Consider the following 16,561-nt stretch of genomic DNA (forward strand, 5'->3'; position numbering starts at 1 on the left):
TAGAATGAAGACACGAAAAACAATTACATATCGGCGTTTTATGTTCTCCTCTTAAGGAGGAGCTAAGAGGGAAGCAGGTGTAAGTCCTGCACGGTCCCGCCACTGTAAATGAGGAGTTCTTCTCTAAGGCACAGCCACCCACTGGGAAACCGGGAAGGGAGAGAAGGATGATGATTCACGAGTCAGGAGACCTGCATAATTCGATTTCTAGTCGGCGGAGAAACGACGAGGATGGAAAGAAAACTGTCAGTTAATACGGACTGTGGCTATTTAGTCATGGTCCGTTTTTATTTGTCTGTAAGAAAGCTGGCTAATATGGACCAGACAGACGTCAAAAGAATGCCGAGCATATATTTGTTTGTACAGCAATCCACGTAAGGGGGACTGCTTACATATAGAAAGAGTGGCCACTCTTTAGCAGAACTGCAGCAATTCCGCTGCGATTCTTAGGTAACATAAGAAGAGCATTATGCTCTAAAAGATAAAGGAGGTCAAAAATGACTAAAAAACGTTCAAGAAGAATCATTGCTGTTATGATGGCAATGGTAATGACAATGGCAATGATGTTTGCTATGACGACAACATCGTTTGCAAGTACAGCGGATCCGTCCGTAAAAGTATCCGTTACCTATGGTAACTTTGACACATCTGGCAACTATACAGGCAATGGCGTCATTAATGCACAGCTGCCTACACAGATTGCAAACTATAATGTAGATATCGCAACAGTCGATTACTATATTAGCGATATGAATTTGAAATCTGTTTATTTGCCGGCAGGTGTCACTGATCCTCAAGCAGGCGATGCAACAGTAATTGATGCAATTATTGCAGCAGTTTGGGATAATTACTCCAATGAAGATGAAAGCGGAAATCCTACCGTCGTAGGCGGATGGGACAGCTGGACAACACCAAATGGCGGCTATATTTCCAACATCGTTAATTACCCACTAGTGTCCAATGCAACAACCTATTTTAAGGGCGAAAATGGAAACAAATGGGGTCGCTCAACAGGCACTGGATGGAACGTAGCATATAAGTATGCTGACGGAACCATGACAGCTGCCAGCGGATATACCAGCAACATTAAATTGGTAGATGGCATGGAAATCATATTTGATGTCAGCCCATATGATATGACTTGGGATACAGGATCCGCTTGGACTGAGTAAGTTATAACTATGATAGAACAAGCTGCTGCCCAGTACGGCGGCTTGTTCGTTTCTTTGCTTATAGGGAGAAATGATGAGAAAGAAAGTAATAAGTATAATTGCTGTATTTGCACTAATACTTTCCATGCTTCCAGTTCAGGTCATGGCAAGCAATGTTCCAGAACCTCAAGTGGGGGCGAGCGATATTAGTGGTATTGAGATTCAACTAATTGATTCACGCACTTCTAAACCGAATGATATTCAGCTAAAGGAATCTTTTAGACCAGAAAACGAGGAGTATGATATTGTGCTGCCTTGGCATATGGCGCTAAATTCAAAACTCCAAGTTAAATACCAGGGAGATGATCTGCCAAATGATGTAAAAGTAACTGCTAAATATCCTGGTGTAGGAGGGGGCGCAGCCATCGAACTATCTTCGGATAACTTTGCAAAGCTTGAGACTTATTTGACCCAGGATGTTAAAACTTTGGAAATCCAGGTTGGGAATAACTCGGGTGTTCCGAAAACATATAAAATTAATATTAAATATCAACAATTTTTAACAGGTCTGGAATTAGAGGATGATAATGGAAATACACGAGATATAGCACCTTCTTTTTCTTATGATACTTTATCGTATACTGCTGAGATTCCAAAGTCCGTTACAGCAATTACAGTAAAAACGCAGAGTGCTGGAAATGCAGCTATTACTGTGAACGGAGTTTCTGGAAAGGAAGTTAAAATAACACCGGACTGGAGTAATGGGGATACAATGGAGATTCCCATTGTAGTAAGTACTGACGGCTTTGAAAGTACAACGTATACTTTAACACTGCAGAAAACAGAAATTGACTACGTACCATATTTTACAACAAATCTCAAGACAATTCCGCCTATTAGCTATGTGCAGGGGGCAGAGAGTAAGCCTTTAACTGTAGCAGTACATACAGAAGGAAACGGAACGTTATCCTATCAGTGGCACAAGGTTGCTTCTAAGACCGCAAGTCCAAGTAATACGACTAAAATTGCTGGTGAAACTGCAGCCTCCTACAAACCTCCAACTACTTATGGAACAAGTGGAATGGGCAATTTTTATAAATGCAGAGTCACATATATAGTTAATGGAAAAACCTATACGTTAGACAGCAATGCGGCGAATATCAAGATTACGGCAACAAGTGCGGCGACACCAGAAATTACAAAACAGCCTGTAACAGAGGCAAACTATGGACAGGGGGAAAAGGCTACGGCATTATCTGTTACTGCAAAAAGAGCGGATGGCGGAACATTGTCTTACCAATGGTATAAAGCTGATACTGCAACCGAAGTAGGAGAACTGATAGAGGGTGAAACGAAAACTACTTATACCCCGGACACTTTAGAAAGCGGCGAATTCTATTATTACTGCAAGGTAACGAACACGATAAATAAGCTCACCGCATCGACGGACTCTGATCGTGCCAAAGTGACTATAAAAGAACAAGAATTGGATAAAATCTTTACGAACGGGGGGAAAGGCACTGAAGATGAACCGTATATATTAAAGACTAGCGACGATTTATCAGCAATACAAAAGCTGGTAAACGAAAAGGGAATTAGTCTGGAGAATATTTACTTCATTTTCTCTGATGATGTGAATACAATTACTCTTCCAACAGAGTGGACACCAATAGGTGTTACAAAAGACGGAACAAATGACATTAAAAAGGGCGAAAATTTAAACGCATTTTCAGGCAATATTGATGGTAACGGTAAGCAATTGACGGTTCCGTCAGGGAGTAAACCTTTACTTGGTTATGTCAAAGGTGCTGTCGTCAAAAATCTGAATATTTATGGTGAAAAAATTGATGGATACGGCTTAGTCAATAACTATTCAGGTGTGGATTTAAGCGGAAGTGCAATTATGATAGATAATGTAACTCTGAAGACAGGGACTCAGACGAAGAAGGCGGGTTTCATTGGCGCTGAGATATCTACAAATGGATTTGCCGGCTGCTCTGCAGATTTTGTTGTAACAATTCGTGGTTGTACCATTGAAGAAGGTGTTACCATTGGCTATGATGCAGATCAGACTATGATTGGTTCCTTTGCTGGTCGAATACAGGGAACTATTGAAAATTGTACAAGCAAGGCTACGGTCAAGGGCAAAAACTATGTCGGGGGCATGCTTGGAGCAAGAGATAATGCGCTTGGCATATGCGAAGTGAAAAATTGCACCTTTGACGGCAGTGTCACAGGCGATGAAAACGTCGGTGGTATTGTCGGTGGCGGCTATGTGAATAACTCAGCCCCTAACGGAGCGCATATTACAATAAAGAGCTGCTCTGTGAAAGGAGCTGTTGAAGGAAACAAAAACGTTGGCGGTATTCTTGGCGGAGATGTCTTTGTGGCACATACATGGAACCCGTCCTCTATTGTTGGAAATACATTTACAGGGACGATCAAAGGCCGTGAAAATGTCGGCGGTATTATCGGATACTATAATGGCTTAAATAAGCTTGATAACATAGCGGGCAACTTTTATACTACTAGCTGTGGTGCTGACAAGGGTATTGGTGCAATAAAATTTGTAGATACCAATTATAAAAATCCGACAGCTGTAAATGGAACAGTTTACTTCAGTACAGAGAAAGGTACTGATAAATGCCCGTCAGTAAGTGGATGCATTTGGAAGGCATCCTCGAACCGTACAGATGACCCATTAGGTAAGAATAAGGATTCTCTAGCAAAGGCAACCAACGAAATGCCTGAGAAAATTTGCTATGAGCTGGCTGTTGCCGGCGACTATAAAACTACATACTATATCGGGGATGAATTGGATCTTTCCGGGGCAAAATTCACCGCTCAATGGACAAATGGAGACGTTACCAATCCAGAGGCGAAAGACATTACAGTAACCGGTTATGACAAAAATACTAGGGCGAAACAGACTGTTACACTCGCCTATGGTGATGCAAAGACCGAAATTACAGTAACAGTGCTTCAAAAGGTAGATCCTGAGAATCCGAATATAACAGTAAACTTTACACTAATGGGTGACAGCGTGCATGATAGTACAACGACACATACCCTATCAGCAGGAAATCTGACCACATGGATCAGTCAGAAATCCTATGAGGTTTCTGTTAATGCTACCGTATGGGATTTAATGCAGATAGTAGAGGCGCAGAACTCCGGTCTAAGCTTTTCTAATCCGAGCGGTAACTATGTTAACTCGGTTACATATGATGGAACAACTCTCGCAGAATTTACTAACGGTCAGAATTCTGGTTGGCTATATACTCTTAACGGAAAGCATCCAGAATTAGGTGTTAGCGAGCAATTCCTTAGCAAGGGCGACACTATCGTTTTTCACTACACCGATGATTATACGAAAGAAGAAGGTTCAGACAAGTGGCAGGAGGAAGAAAAACAGCCTGTATCCCAGGACGTATCCGCAACTGTCAAAGATGGGGAAGCGTCGTCATCTGTGACAACTTCCGATGTAGATAAGCTCATTGAAGGAGCAATAAAGAACGAGGCAGCCACTATTGAGCTCAATGTCAAGGGTGCAGAGAAAGCTGATAAAATTAGTTTGGAACTGCCGAAAGCATCCCTGTCAGGAATTGCCTCCAAGACGGACGCAGCTTTGAATATCATAACGCCGGCAGGTATTGTAAACCTAGATAGAAAGACCACGACGGAGATTGCCAAGACAGCGGAAGGGGCAACCATAAAACTTGTTCTGGAGAAGAAGGCTGCAACAGATGAACAGAAAAAGCTTCTTGGAGCTGATGCAGCAATTACAGAAGTGCGCCTGCTGTCAGGAGACAAGGAGATTAACACTTTTGATGGAAATAAACTAAAGATTTCCCTCCCTGTGCCAGACAAGTTGAAAGACAAAACTCTGGCGGCAGCGTATATAAACGATAAGGGGCTGCTGACTAAAATAGAGGGTAAAGCTGTCACCAAAGACGGGAAGTCATTCTATCAGATTGCAACGCCGCATCTGTCACAGTTTGTCGTTGCAGAAGAAGCTGCTATTGACGCGGCAATTAAAGCGCAGGGCGAAGAAACAGACGCAGAGAAGACAGAACGCATTAAAAAGGGTGTGCAGGCGACGACTCTGAAGGTAAGCGCTTCTGGCGGAAAAACTTACGTCAATTTAAAGTGGTCCAAGTCCAAAGGATTCAAGGTGGACGGATATCAGGTATACAGAGCGGCAAAGAGCACCAAGAACTTCAAGGCGTATGGCACAACGAAGAAAACTACTTATAAGAATGCAAAGAACCTGGCCAAAGGAACCAGATATTATTACAAAGTGAGAGGCTATCGGACCATCGATGGAAAGAAAGTCTATACGAAGTGGTCGAAGGTGATTTATCGCACAATGAAAGGAAGTTCTATCGATGTAGGCGTGAAAAACACCAGCATCAAGCTTTCTGCAGTGGTCGGCAAAGGATATGTGAAGCTGAACTGGAAGAAGTCTGTCGGTTATAAAGTGGACGGATACCAGGTATACAGAGCAGTAAAAAGCAGCAAGAACTTCAAGAAATATGCAGCGACGAAGAAAACGACCTATAAGAATACCAAGAATTTGAAAAAGGGATTCAGATATTACTATAAAGTGAGAGGCTACAGGACCATAGGTAAGGAGAAAGTCTATACCAAGTGGTCAACAACGGCTATAAGAATAGCCAAATAACTGAACAAATCAGTCGGTGCTTCAAAAGAAGCACTGACTGATTTTCATTTATCCATGATTTGAATATTGCGGCTATGTACTGTGATAAGCGCTATGCCATGAAGGAGGGACGAATCGTAGGTTCCGGTACGCCGAAAGCACTTTTGACAAGGGAATTTATCAGTGAAGTCTACGAAGTGGATGCACAGATTTATCACGGAAAAGACGATCAAATCCACATCTTTTACCATTCTGGAAAGCAGGAGCTTTAGTTTTATCAAGAACGATGCAGCAAAGAAACGGCTTGACTCGTTTTTTTGCTGCTGATATACTTGAGTGGAAGTATCCAGAAAAGTCGAGGAACAGAACATGAAATTTGTAATGTCATATAGCTGCGGCAAGGACAGCACCCTTGCCCTGCATAAGTTCATAGAGGCGGGGAACGAACCCGTCGGCCTTTTGGTCATGGTCAACGAGGCACTGGACCGCTCGTGGTTTCACGGGGCGGACTACAAGCTTTTGGACAAGTTTTCAAAGGCGCTGGACATCCCTTTGATTCTGTGCCCCTCAAAAGGGGAGGCGTATCATATTGCATTTGAAAGAGGACTGGCAGAGGCCATGAAACTGGGGGCGGAAATGGCGGTATTCGGCGATATCGATATTGAAAATAATCGCAGATGGAGTGAAGACAGATGCAAAAGCGTCGGCATAAAAGCTGAATTTCCACTGTGGCAGCGGGGACGCGAGGAAGTCGTCAGGGAGATTATCGGCAGCGGTTTCCGGTGCATCATAAAATCCATAAATAATAAACTCCTGCCAAGGGAGATTTTAGGCTGTCTTTTGGGAGACGACACAGCAGAAATCATGGCGTCCTGCGGTATCGATCTCTGTGGTGAAAATGGTGAGTACCACACCATCGCAGTAGGCGGGCCTGTTTTTAAAAGTGCGCTTAAATACCAGTTGGGAGAAATCTTGGACTTTGGGGACCGATCTGTAATCGATATCAAATAGACCTGTCCTTTTATTGTCCTCCGATACGGTCGGAGGATTTTTTTAAAAAGTTGGTTAGCGCACGCTAACTTTTTTGACTGGAAATCTTGACACGCCGCACAAAATGGAATAAAATAACTCCATAGGTTAGTTTTGACTAACCACCTTGCAAGGTTAAAACGAAAGAGGGAGATAATTTGAAAAACCATAAGTTTTGGGCATGGGCAATGATGGCCTGTGCTTTGATGGCCTTTATTACGGGCTATGGTCCAAAGAGAAGAAAATCAAGAGAAGACTAAATTATGATCGGAGTGTAGAAAGATGAAAAAGAAAGATGTGAAAGGACTTGCCTGTTTTGCCGGAGGTCTTTTGTTCGGTACAGCGGGAGTTAAGGTCTTGGCCAGCCAGGATGCAAAGAAAGCATACGTCCAGACTACGGCGGCAGCATTGCGTGCGAAGGAAAGCGTTATGGACACGGTGAATAAGGTACAGGAAAATGCGGAAGATATTTTGGCAGAGGCTAAGCAGGTAAACGAGGAGAGAGAAAAGAAAGAGACAATATGAGAATACATATTGAACATGAAATTCAGGGCAGAATTCGGTTTGCCAGCGGATATGGGGAAATGACCGATGAGCAGGCGGATATGCTGCTGTATTATCTGCTCTCTCTTCAAGGCGTAGAAAAGGCGAAGGTCTATCAGCGCAGTGGTAACGCAGTCGTTTGCTTTTCCTGCGGCAGGGAGGCGTTAGTTGAGGAAATCTCACTTTTTACAATCGATGATGAAAGTGTGAAGAAGCTGGTTCCCGAACATACTTCGAGAGCCTTGAACAACGAATACAAGCACAAGCTGGTCAATTGTATCCTGAAGCGGATCGTCACCGGCTATCTGCTGCCCGCGCCATTTCGTCAGATATGGACAAGCATCAGGTTTTTGCGTTATCTGAAGGACGGCATCCTGTGTCTGGCGCATAGAAAGTTAGAAGTACCTGTTTTGGATGCCACGGCTTTAGGCGTATCCATCTTCCGCGGAGATTTTAAAACCGCAGGATCTGTAATGTTTATGCTCACCATCGGTGAATTGATGGAAGAATGGACTCACAAGAAATCCGTAGCGGATCTGGCAGGGAGCATGGCGCTCAATGTAGATAAGGTTTGGATTTGCAATGGTGATGACAAGCGGCAAATTCCTCTCAGCAATGTACAGATTGGTGATCTGATACACATTACGGTGGGTACGATGATTCCTTTGAACGGCGTTGTTGAGCAGGGCGAAGCTACGGTTAATCAGGCGTCTCTGACAGGAGAGTCTTTACCAGTAAAAAAGGGAAAGAGTGCCTCTGTTTATGCAGGCACTGTGCTGGAAGAAGGGGAACTTTATATTCGTGTCACACAGATTGCCGGCAATACGCGCTATGAGAAGATCATCAACATGATTGAAGCCTCAGAAAAGCTGAAAGCCATGGTAGAGAGCAAGGCCGAGCATCTGGCAGACCGATTAGTTCCATACAGTTTTCTTGCTACTTTGCTGACATGGCTTCTGACGAGAAATCCGCAAAAAGCCGCGACCATATTGATGGTAGATTTCTCTTGCGCACTAAAGCTTTCCATGCCTGTTACGGTGCTGTCTGCCATGAGAGAGTGTAATCAACATCAGATTGTGGTAAAAGGCGGAAAGTTCCTCGAAGCAGTAGCTCAGGCGGATACTCTGGTCTTTGATAAGACAGGAACCCTGACGCAGGCAAAACCTTCGGTTGAAAGCGTAATACCGTTTAACGGACATAAACAGGACGATATGCTTCGTATTGCCGCCTGCTTAGAAGAACACTTTCCACATTCTATCGCCTCTGCAGTCGTGCACCAGGCGGAAAAAGAGGGACTTGACCATAAGGAAATGCATGCAAAGGTAAATTATATCATTGCTCATGGGATTGCTTCCGAGATAGAAGGGAAGAGAGTCTACATTGGAAGTCATCACTTTATCTTTGAAGATGAGAAATGTGCGGAGCCGGTGTTAGAACACGATAAGTTTCATGGACTCTCAGAGGATGGTTCTCTTCTGTATATGTCTATCGCCGGTGAGCTGGCTGCGGTTTTGTGCATCAAAGATCCTCTGCGGGAAGAAGCTCCGGCTGTGATTGCAAAGCTGAAGGAAATGGGAATAGGCAAAATTGTCATGATGACCGGAGACAGCCAACATACGGCAAAAGCGATCGCTAGACAGGTCGGCGTAGATGAATATTTTGCAGAGGTGCTGCCAGAGGAGAAAGCCGGCTATGTACTGACGGAAAAGGAACAGGGACGCACTGTCATCATGATTGGTGATGGCATCAATGACTCTCCTGCACTTTCTGCAGCAGACGTGGGTATCGCCATCAGCGAAGGCGCCCACGTAGCACGAGAAATTTCCGATATTACGATTTCTCAGGATAATCTGTATGAACTGGTGGTGCTGAGGGAGCTGAGCGACCAGTTGGTAAACCGGATTTCAAGCAATTACAGAGTTGTCATAGGCTTTAATTCGGCATTGCTTCTCATGGGACTTGCTGGTCTGATCACACCGCAGATGTCGGCATTTTTACACAACATGTCCACGCTGGGCATCGGCATGCACAGCATGACGAATCTTTTACCGGAGGATATTGACAAGGATTTTTGATACTGATATACTAATCTCTGTAAGAACTGAATATTTGCGTTCTGTGTTCTTCTCCGCATTGGAGAAGCTAAGAGGGAAGCAGGTTAAAATCCTGCGCGGTCCCGCCACTGTAATGGAGGAGCTTAATCTAAAGGTGCCACTGGCCTTATGGCTGGGAAGGCGGATCAAGCGACGATTCCTGAGCCAGGAGACCTGCATAGAATATTTTCCAAGGGCGGTGAACCCATTCGGAAAGAGAAGATCAGTGAAATACGGACTGTGGCATCTGCCACAGTCTTTTTTGATTGCGAAAGGAGATTACATATCATGAACCTAAGTTGGTTAAAAAATCCTAATAATGTGGTGTACGCCGACGTTGACAAATTTGTTGACAACTTCGGTAAAGAAACAGGCATTGAGAATCTGAGACAGAAAATTGAGGAATTTGATGCCTATCCGACCAAGGAGGGCGTCGTTTTAAAGGGAAAGAAGAGAACCTCGATCAAACTCTTCATTCCGGATCTCGTCTTTGACGAGCACATCGAAATGGGGGAAAATGTTTGGATCTATATGGGGGAGAGCTACGAGTGTTATTGTCTATACGGAATCAATGATAAGGGATTCTGTGAAGAAGCGTCGGAATACAAATTTTTTAGTCACAAAAACTGCGAGTATTTTCCCTGTCACAGAACGGTAGATGAGGAAAATTACAACTGTATTTTCTGCTATTGTCCACTTTATGCCATGGGCAGGGACTGCGGCGGTAATTTTCTCTACTTGGACAACGGCGTCAAAGACTGCAGCGGCTGCATGGTACCCCACAAGAGAGAAAATTACGATCACATGATGGAAAAACTGATGGAATTCCATAAAAGTCTGCGTGAAAAGGTTTGACTTTGGGGACAATCTGCAATATAATGAAGTAGTAAATCAATACAATTTTATGTTCCTTTTCTCGTCATGGAGAAGAGGCTAAGAGGGAAACAGGTTAGATGCCTGTGCGGTCCCGCCACTGTAATGGAGGAGTTTCATCTCGTATGCCACTGGATTTTCTGGGAAGGCAGATGAAGCGACGATTCCAGAGCCAGGAGACCTGCATAAAATTATTTCTATTCCGGCGGTGAACTGGGTTAGAAAGTTGCAAGAACAGCAAATACGGGCTGTGGGTTATCCACAGTCTTTTTATATTTATAGGTGGACGGATAACCGAGCTTTTCATTCTTTTTTCATAATTGAGGCAGGATTCGTCACCCTGCCTCAAAACATTTTTTGTCTGCAGAGGCGTGAAAGGAAGTTTATGAGAGAGCAGATATATATCGCCACTTTTTCAGAAAACGCTATCGATGTCATTCGTAACAATGGCTTCAATATTGAACTGAACGATTTATGTATTTCAGAGAATCTAGATCCGGAAAAAGTAAGAGAAACGATGTCTGAGATGAAGCAAGAGATTGCAAACGCAGGAGCAGAGCGGGCTATTATCCATGGTCCATTCACCGAAATTATTCCGGCGTCCATTGATCACAGAGCGGTGGAATTGGGACTGACCCGTCTCAATGAGGCTCATGCGGTGGCTGAGAAATTGGGAATCAAGAAAATGGTCGTTCACTCTGGACACATGCCCTTACTGTACTTCAAGGAATGGCACAAAGAAAAATCTCTCTATTTCTGGCAAGAATTTATGAAAGACAAACCAGAGGATTTTGTCATCTATATTGAAAATGTGTTTGAAGATGAACCGCTGATGATGAAAGAAATCATTGAAGAATTAAACGATTCCAGAATACAGATTTGCCTGGACGTGGGACATGCCAATGCGGTCACTTGTGAGGACTTTGATATCCACGACTGGATTCGTATTCTGGGACCGATGATCGGTCACTTTCACCTGCACAACAACGACGGCAAAGAGGACTTGCATGGACCGCTGGATAGGGGCACGATGGATATGATCGCCGTCCTGGATTCCATCAAGACCTATTGCAGACCTGATGTGACGATGACCATAGAGAGCCGTACCTGCGCATCCAGTGCAGCGTGGATTATCCAACATTTTAAGTAAAGATGTAAAACGAGAGCGTCGTCCTGTTGAAGATAAATCATCAGGACGGCGCTTTTATATGGAAAATTTTAAAAATTAAAGATAATTTGATATTATAAAAGAATTTGACACGGACGTTTCAGAAAAATTAGAAATATTTGCGAAATCTGTTTTAGCGCCGACACTTTTGCTTTGGCATAACCTTTGCACTTTAATGAATATAATAAACTTATTAAAGATTTGTGAATTAGGAAAGGATTATGAATTATGAACGAAAAGAAAGTTTTAAAAGACAGTCTGGTAGTCGGATTCGCCATGTTTGCCGTATTCTTTGGCGCAGGCAATCTGGTATTCCCACCACAAATCGGATTGGTGTCTGGAGCCAGTGTTATCCCTGCAGCGATTGGTCTTGCGCTCTCTGGAATTTTGTTCCCGATGTTGGCAGTTGCAGCAGTAGGAAACACCGGGACAAAGATTGAAGATATCACTTCGCACGTACATTCTAAACTCCATGTGCTCTGTATGGTAGTAGGCATTATGGCTGTAACCTTTGGAACCATTCCAAGGTGTGGCGGTGTGGCCTATGAAATCGGGCTTATGGGAATTCTCCCGGAATTGCCACCCATTTCAAAATGGATATTTCTCTTGATTTTCTTTGGCATCGCGTTCCTGATTGCCAGCAGTAAATCAAGCGTCATGGATAATATCGGCAAATTTATCACACCGGCTCTTTTGATCTGTCTGTTGATTATCGTGGTTTTGACAGTCGTCAATCCGCTGGGAACGCCTTCCGGCGGAGTCACAGAGAATCCATTTACTAACGCATTTTTGACAGCGATCAACACTGGAGATGTCGGAACTGGCATCGTCTGCGCAGGCATTTTCATTACGACGCTGAATGCGAAAGGTTATAAACCAGGCAGAGAGCAGAAAAAAATTCTCTTTCGCGTCATTGTCGTTGCCTTTGTTCTCCTGTTTGTCATCTACGCGGGGCTTTGTTATCTGGGCTCTACTGGAACAAAGTTCTTTGCACCTGATACAGAAAACACCGTTTTATTGGTAGGATTAGTCAGAAAGCTGGCCGGATATGGAGGCATTGTGGTGCTTTCTCTAGCAATTATTTTCGCATGTTTTACAACGGCAGCAGGTATGATCGCCACTGCAGCAGACTGGATCAATATGTTGTCAAAGGATAAGATCCCGTACAGAATCGCCGCGTTGGCGCTTTCCATTGCCATCATGCTGGTAGCGTCCACAGGTGTCAGCTTTATCATCAGACTTTCGGGCCCGCTGTTTAACTTTTTATTCCCGATGTACATGACATTGACGGTTCTCGGTGTCTGCAAGAAATTGATTCCAAATGACGGAGTATGGAAGGGCTCCATTCTGATGGCATTGATTTTCGGTCTCTACCGCGCATATTCTGTAGCGGTTACCAACGGACTGATTTCATTCCGTTTGACAGCAATTGATCATCTGGTTGCTGCCATTCCGCTGGCGGAATCCGGATTTCCGTGGCTTGTTCCTGCAATTGTGGGAGGTATTGCAGGCGGCATCATCTTCAAGGTGCTGGGAAAAGAAAGCATCATAGATGAAATGGATAGAATGCTTGCAGAAGATGAGCAGAACGCTGCGGCATAAATAAAAGTTTGACCATTGCTGGCGGAGGGAGAGCGATAAAAATCGGTGGCCCTCCGCCTGCAGCCTTTGATGGTACGGCTGATACGCACTAGTTATTCTCTGAACTGGCCGCTCCGAGCCAGCTGGCAATGGACAGGGTGGACAAAATATGATATACTGGCCAAAATGGAGGTATCATAACTATGCGTGAAAATGAATTTGATTATGACAGGGGATATGAAGAAAATATGGGAGACAGTGTGGGCGCTTATACCACCAAGACTTTTCAGTGGATGTTTCTGGGCCTTCTGACCACCTTTGCCGTGGCATTCTTTGGCTATTATACGGGAGCCATCTTCTTTATTTTTGCGATTCCATATGTGCCAATTGTACTTTTGGTGGCTGAACTTGCAGTCGTTTTGATTCTTTCAGCCCGCATACAGAAGCTCCAGGTGGGTACGGCACGGGTACTCTTCTTTGCTTATGCCGTACTTAACGGCGTGGTGTTCTCAGCCTATTTCCTGATATACGAGAAGACGAGACTGATTCTGATCTTTGCAATGACAGCGGCATATTTTGGCATCATGGCACTGTACGGACATGTCACCAAAAAGGACCTCTCCCGTATGCGTCCTATTTTGATAAGCGGTCTGCTTTTCCTGATTGTCTGCGGACTGCTATCCTTATTCCTGGATTTGGGGGATTTTGACAGAATCGTGTGTCTGGTCGGTATTGCCGTATTCCTGGGCTTCACAGCTTACGACACCCAGAAGATCCGTACCTATTACAACTGCTATCAGGGTGATCAGGCGATGTTGGCACGGGCGTCCATATTCTCCGCCCTGCAGCTATATCTGGACTTCATCAACCTGTTCTTGTATCTGCTGCGCCTCTTAGGAAGGGCAAAAAAGTGATCTATAAATAAACTGAAAGGGGCTGCCTGCGTTAACGGAAAATAACCGTTAGGGCGACGGCTCTTTTTGTTTATCATAAAATCGCTGCATTTATTTACTTTCTTTGGAAAATATGTTCGAAAATAAGCTTGACTTTATAAAATAGTGGTCGAAATAATTAAAAAACAAGCTTTTATGGCGGATTTGCCGGTTTCCTCTCAAAAGGCAGAATGTCATAGCACCCCATCACATTTTGTGATAAAATAGTAGGCGGAAAACGACGAAGGAGAAATGAATATAGATGAGTTTAGAGAGACTGAATGAGAAACAGAGAAAAGCCGCGATGCAGGTGGAGGGGCCGCTTCTGATCCTGGCAGGGGCGGGATCCGGCAAGACCAGCACCATGACGGAACGTATTGCGTATATGATAGAACAGGGAATTCCTTCCTATAATATTTTGGCGGTGACTTTTACCAATAAGGCTGCCGGAGAAATGAGAAGCAGAGTAGAGGAATTGGTTGGCAGATGTGATGATATGTGGATTATGACGTTCCACGCCATGTGCCTGCGGATGCTTCGCTACAATTGTGAGGCTATCGGCTACGACCATAATTTTGTCATCTACGACGGTACGGATCAGAAGACCATTGTCAAGAACATCCTCAAAGGGCAGGGGATTAACGACAAAGAGTTCAGCGCGCCTTATCTTCTCAGCATTATCAGTGATTACAAAGAGAAAGCGGTATCTGCTGACGAATATCGTGATGCGGTAGAAGATAATTATAAGACAAAGGTCATCTACAGCGTTTTCAAAGCTTACGAAGACGAATTGAAGAAGAACAACGCTATGGATTTTGACGACCTGCTTCTGAACACGGTCAAACTCTTCGAGCGTGACGAGGCGATTCTGCTCAGATACCAGAGGAAATTTCAATATATCATGGTGGACGAATATCAGGACACCAACCACATCCAATATAAACTGATTAAGATGCTGGCAGAAGGTCACCATAATCTGTGTGTTGTGGGTGACGACGATCAGTGCATCTATCAGTGGAGGGGTGCAGATATCAGGAACATTTTGGATTTCGAAAAAGACTTCCCGGAAGCCAAGGTCATCAAGCTGGAACAGAACTACCGATCTGTCGGCAATATTTTGGCAGCAGCACACTCCGTCATCGAAAATAACCGCGGCAGAAAAGGCAAGAAACTGTGGACCGATAGAGAAGACGGGGACAAAATCAAGTATTACAGAGCCGACACGGAAAAAGACGAAGCCAGATACGTGGCACAGGAGATTGATTTGCTGAAAGGACGCGACAAGAAGTACAGCGACTTTGCCATTCTCTACAGAACCAATGCCCAGTCCAGACACTTTGAAGAGGCTCTGACCCGCAGAGATATTCCTTATAGGGTCCTCTCCGGCTTGCGCTATTATGACAGAAAAGAAATCAAGGATATGATGGCTTATATGAGACTGGTGGTCAATCCTTATGATGATTTATCTCTGCGCCGGGTGATTAACGAGCCGAAGCGGGGTATGGGGGACAAGTCCGTTGAAAAGATTCAGACCTTTGCCAACGTGCGAGGCGAAAGTCTGCTGCAGGCTCTTTCCGATGAAGAGGTTCTGGCCACTTTACCGGGCAAAGCCTACAGCGGTGTCAAAAATATGGTTGAGTGTATCAATTTGTGCCGCGATGAAAGAGAGAACTTACGAGTTTCAGATATTTACGATAACTTACTGGTGAAGACTGGTTATATGAAATCCCTTGAGGATGCCAACACAGTGGAGGCAGAAGGCCGCATCGAAAACTTGATGGAGTTCAAATCGGTCATTTACGATTACGAAGAACAGGCTGAAAATCCTAATGTTGAGGAATTCATGGAAAAAATCACCCTGATGGCAGAAGTCGATAATCACGATGCCAGCCAGGATGCGGTGGTCCTGATGACCATGCACAGCGCCAAAGGGCTGGAGTTCCCTGTGGTGTTCCTGCCCGGTCTGGAGGACGGACTTTTTCCGGGACATAAGGCCTTTGACAGCAGTGACAAGATGGAAGAAGAGCGCAGACTCTGTTACGTGGGCATGACGCGTGCCAAGGAAACGCTGATTCTCTGCAGCGCTGCAGTGCGTACACTGTACGGTCGCACGGAGTATACTAGGGAATCTCAGTTCCTGCGGGAAGTGGATAAGCGTCTGCTGGATGGCGATGCAGTCTATGTAAGAAAGAACAGGGACTCGGGCTTGGGCGTCTCCACTGGTTCTTTCGACGGATTTGCAGCAAAAGAGAGTCCAAAACCATACGACTCTTTGAGATATGCTAAAGCAGCGACAAAAGCCAATGTATCCGCCGGCGGTGAAGGATTTGCTATCGGTGACAAAGTGCGCCACGCAAAATTCGGGGAAGGCTTGATCGTCGATCAGGACGGCAAGACTTTGACTGTTATTTTTGATGCAGCGGGTCAGAAGAAGATGGCCAAAGGCATCGCACCGCTAAAAAAGATTTAGGGGTATAAGGTGCCGGTGTGTGGCGACAATAATATTGAAAATACAAATTTGGAAGGTA

11 protein-coding genes and 3 riboswitches are annotated in these 16,561 nt (G+C 44.5%); all 11 genes read left to right on the forward strand.

Annotated features, from left to right (window positions below; genetic code table 11):
• The first annotated feature begins 23 nt into the window (after positions 1-23).
• A riboswitch (cobalamin riboswitch) is annotated at positions 24-214 on the forward strand.
• 283 nt (positions 215-497) lie between these two features.
• Complete coding sequence (locus ACMQ5W_RS14200; RefSeq protein ID WP_419025738.1) at positions 498-1,172, forward strand: hypothetical protein; 675 nt, start codon at positions 498-500, stop codon at positions 1,170-1,172.
• Between the two features lie 70 nt (positions 1,173-1,242).
• On the forward strand, positions 1,243-5,835 hold the full coding sequence (locus ACMQ5W_RS14205) for a bacterial Ig-like domain-containing protein (RefSeq protein WP_419025739.1): 4,593 nt from the start codon (positions 1,243-1,245) through the stop codon (positions 5,833-5,835).
• 74 nt (positions 5,836-5,909) lie between these two features.
• Positions 5,910-6,086 carry a hypothetical protein gene (locus tag ACMQ5W_RS14210; protein WP_419025740.1) on the forward strand — a complete coding sequence of 59 codons (177 nt, stop codon included), beginning with the start codon at positions 5,910-5,912 and terminating at the stop codon, positions 6,084-6,086.
• Positions 6,087-6,183: 97 nt separating this feature from the next.
• The gene (locus tag ACMQ5W_RS14215) at positions 6,184-6,825 is read left to right on the forward strand and encodes a diphthine--ammonia ligase (protein WP_419025741.1); all 642 of its coding nucleotides are present in this window, start codon (positions 6,184-6,186) and stop codon (positions 6,823-6,825) included.
• Between the two features lie 300 nt (positions 6,826-7,125).
• The gene (locus tag ACMQ5W_RS14220) at positions 7,126-7,368 is read left to right on the forward strand and encodes a DUF6110 family protein (RefSeq protein ID WP_419025742.1); all 243 of its coding nucleotides are present in this window, start codon (positions 7,126-7,128) and stop codon (positions 7,366-7,368) included.
• Complete coding sequence (locus ACMQ5W_RS14225; protein WP_419025743.1) at positions 7,365-9,461, forward strand: heavy metal translocating P-type ATPase; 2,097 nt, start codon at positions 7,365-7,367, stop codon at positions 9,459-9,461. Before ACMQ5W_RS14220 ends, ACMQ5W_RS14225 begins: the two co-directional genes overlap by 4 nt.
• A gap of 26 nt (positions 9,462-9,487) precedes the next feature.
• Positions 9,488-9,676, forward strand: a riboswitch (cobalamin riboswitch).
• Positions 9,677-9,767: 91 nt separating this feature from the next.
• The gene (locus tag ACMQ5W_RS14230; protein ID WP_419025744.1) at positions 9,768-10,334 is read left to right on the forward strand and encodes a cysteine-rich small domain-containing protein; all 567 of its coding nucleotides are present in this window, start codon (positions 9,768-9,770) and stop codon (positions 10,332-10,334) included.
• 32 nt (positions 10,335-10,366) lie between these two features.
• A riboswitch (cobalamin riboswitch) is annotated at positions 10,367-10,556 on the forward strand.
• Positions 10,557-10,737: 181 nt separating this feature from the next.
• Positions 10,738-11,502, forward strand: coding sequence for a sugar phosphate isomerase/epimerase family protein (locus ACMQ5W_RS14235; protein WP_419025745.1), 765 nt, complete (start codon positions 10,738-10,740; stop codon positions 11,500-11,502).
• Positions 11,503-11,748: 246 nt separating this feature from the next.
• Positions 11,749-13,122: a branched-chain amino acid transport system II carrier protein gene (locus ACMQ5W_RS14240; RefSeq protein WP_419025746.1), complete on the forward strand. Its 1,374-nt coding sequence runs from the start codon at positions 11,749-11,751 to the stop codon at positions 13,120-13,122.
• A 182-nt stretch (positions 13,123-13,304) separates the two neighbouring features.
• Entirely contained in the window at positions 13,305-14,015 is a 711-nt protein-coding gene (locus tag ACMQ5W_RS14245) for a Bax inhibitor-1/YccA family protein (protein ID WP_419025747.1), read from the forward strand.
• Between the two features lie 280 nt (positions 14,016-14,295).
• Positions 14,296-16,503, forward strand: coding sequence for an ATP-dependent helicase (locus tag ACMQ5W_RS14250; protein WP_419025748.1), 2,208 nt, complete (start codon positions 14,296-14,298; stop codon positions 16,501-16,503).
• Positions 16,504-16,561 lie beyond the last annotated feature (58 nt).

Origin of the sequence: Emergencia sp. (assembly GCF_048465375.1) — a bacterium.
Classification (GTDB): Bacteria; Bacillota; Clostridia; order Peptostreptococcales; family Anaerovoracaceae; genus Senimuribacter.

Coding starts and splice junctions, on each gene's coding strand:
- ACMQ5W_RS14200 (WP_419025738.1), top strand. CDS start 498: ATGACTAAAAAACGTTCAAGAAGAATCATTGCTGTTATGATGGCAATG.
- ACMQ5W_RS14205 (WP_419025739.1), top strand. CDS start 1,243: ATGATGAGAAAGAAAGTAATAAGTATAATTGCTGTATTTGCACTAATA.
- ACMQ5W_RS14210 (WP_419025740.1), top strand. CDS start 5,910: ATGTACTGTGATAAGCGCTATGCCATGAAGGAGGGACGAATCGTAGGT.
- ACMQ5W_RS14215 (WP_419025741.1), top strand. CDS start 6,184: ATGAAATTTGTAATGTCATATAGCTGCGGCAAGGACAGCACCCTTGCC.
- ACMQ5W_RS14220 (WP_419025742.1), top strand. CDS start 7,126: ATGAAAAAGAAAGATGTGAAAGGACTTGCCTGTTTTGCCGGAGGTCTT.
- ACMQ5W_RS14225 (WP_419025743.1), top strand. CDS start 7,365: ATGAGAATACATATTGAACATGAAATTCAGGGCAGAATTCGGTTTGCC.
- ACMQ5W_RS14230 (WP_419025744.1), top strand. CDS start 9,768: ATGAACCTAAGTTGGTTAAAAAATCCTAATAATGTGGTGTACGCCGAC.
- ACMQ5W_RS14235 (WP_419025745.1), top strand. CDS start 10,738: ATGAGAGAGCAGATATATATCGCCACTTTTTCAGAAAACGCTATCGAT.
- ACMQ5W_RS14240 (WP_419025746.1), top strand. CDS start 11,749: ATGAACGAAAAGAAAGTTTTAAAAGACAGTCTGGTAGTCGGATTCGCC.
- ACMQ5W_RS14245 (WP_419025747.1), top strand. CDS start 13,305: ATGCGTGAAAATGAATTTGATTATGACAGGGGATATGAAGAAAATATG.
- ACMQ5W_RS14250 (WP_419025748.1), top strand. CDS start 14,296: ATGAGTTTAGAGAGACTGAATGAGAAACAGAGAAAAGCCGCGATGCAG.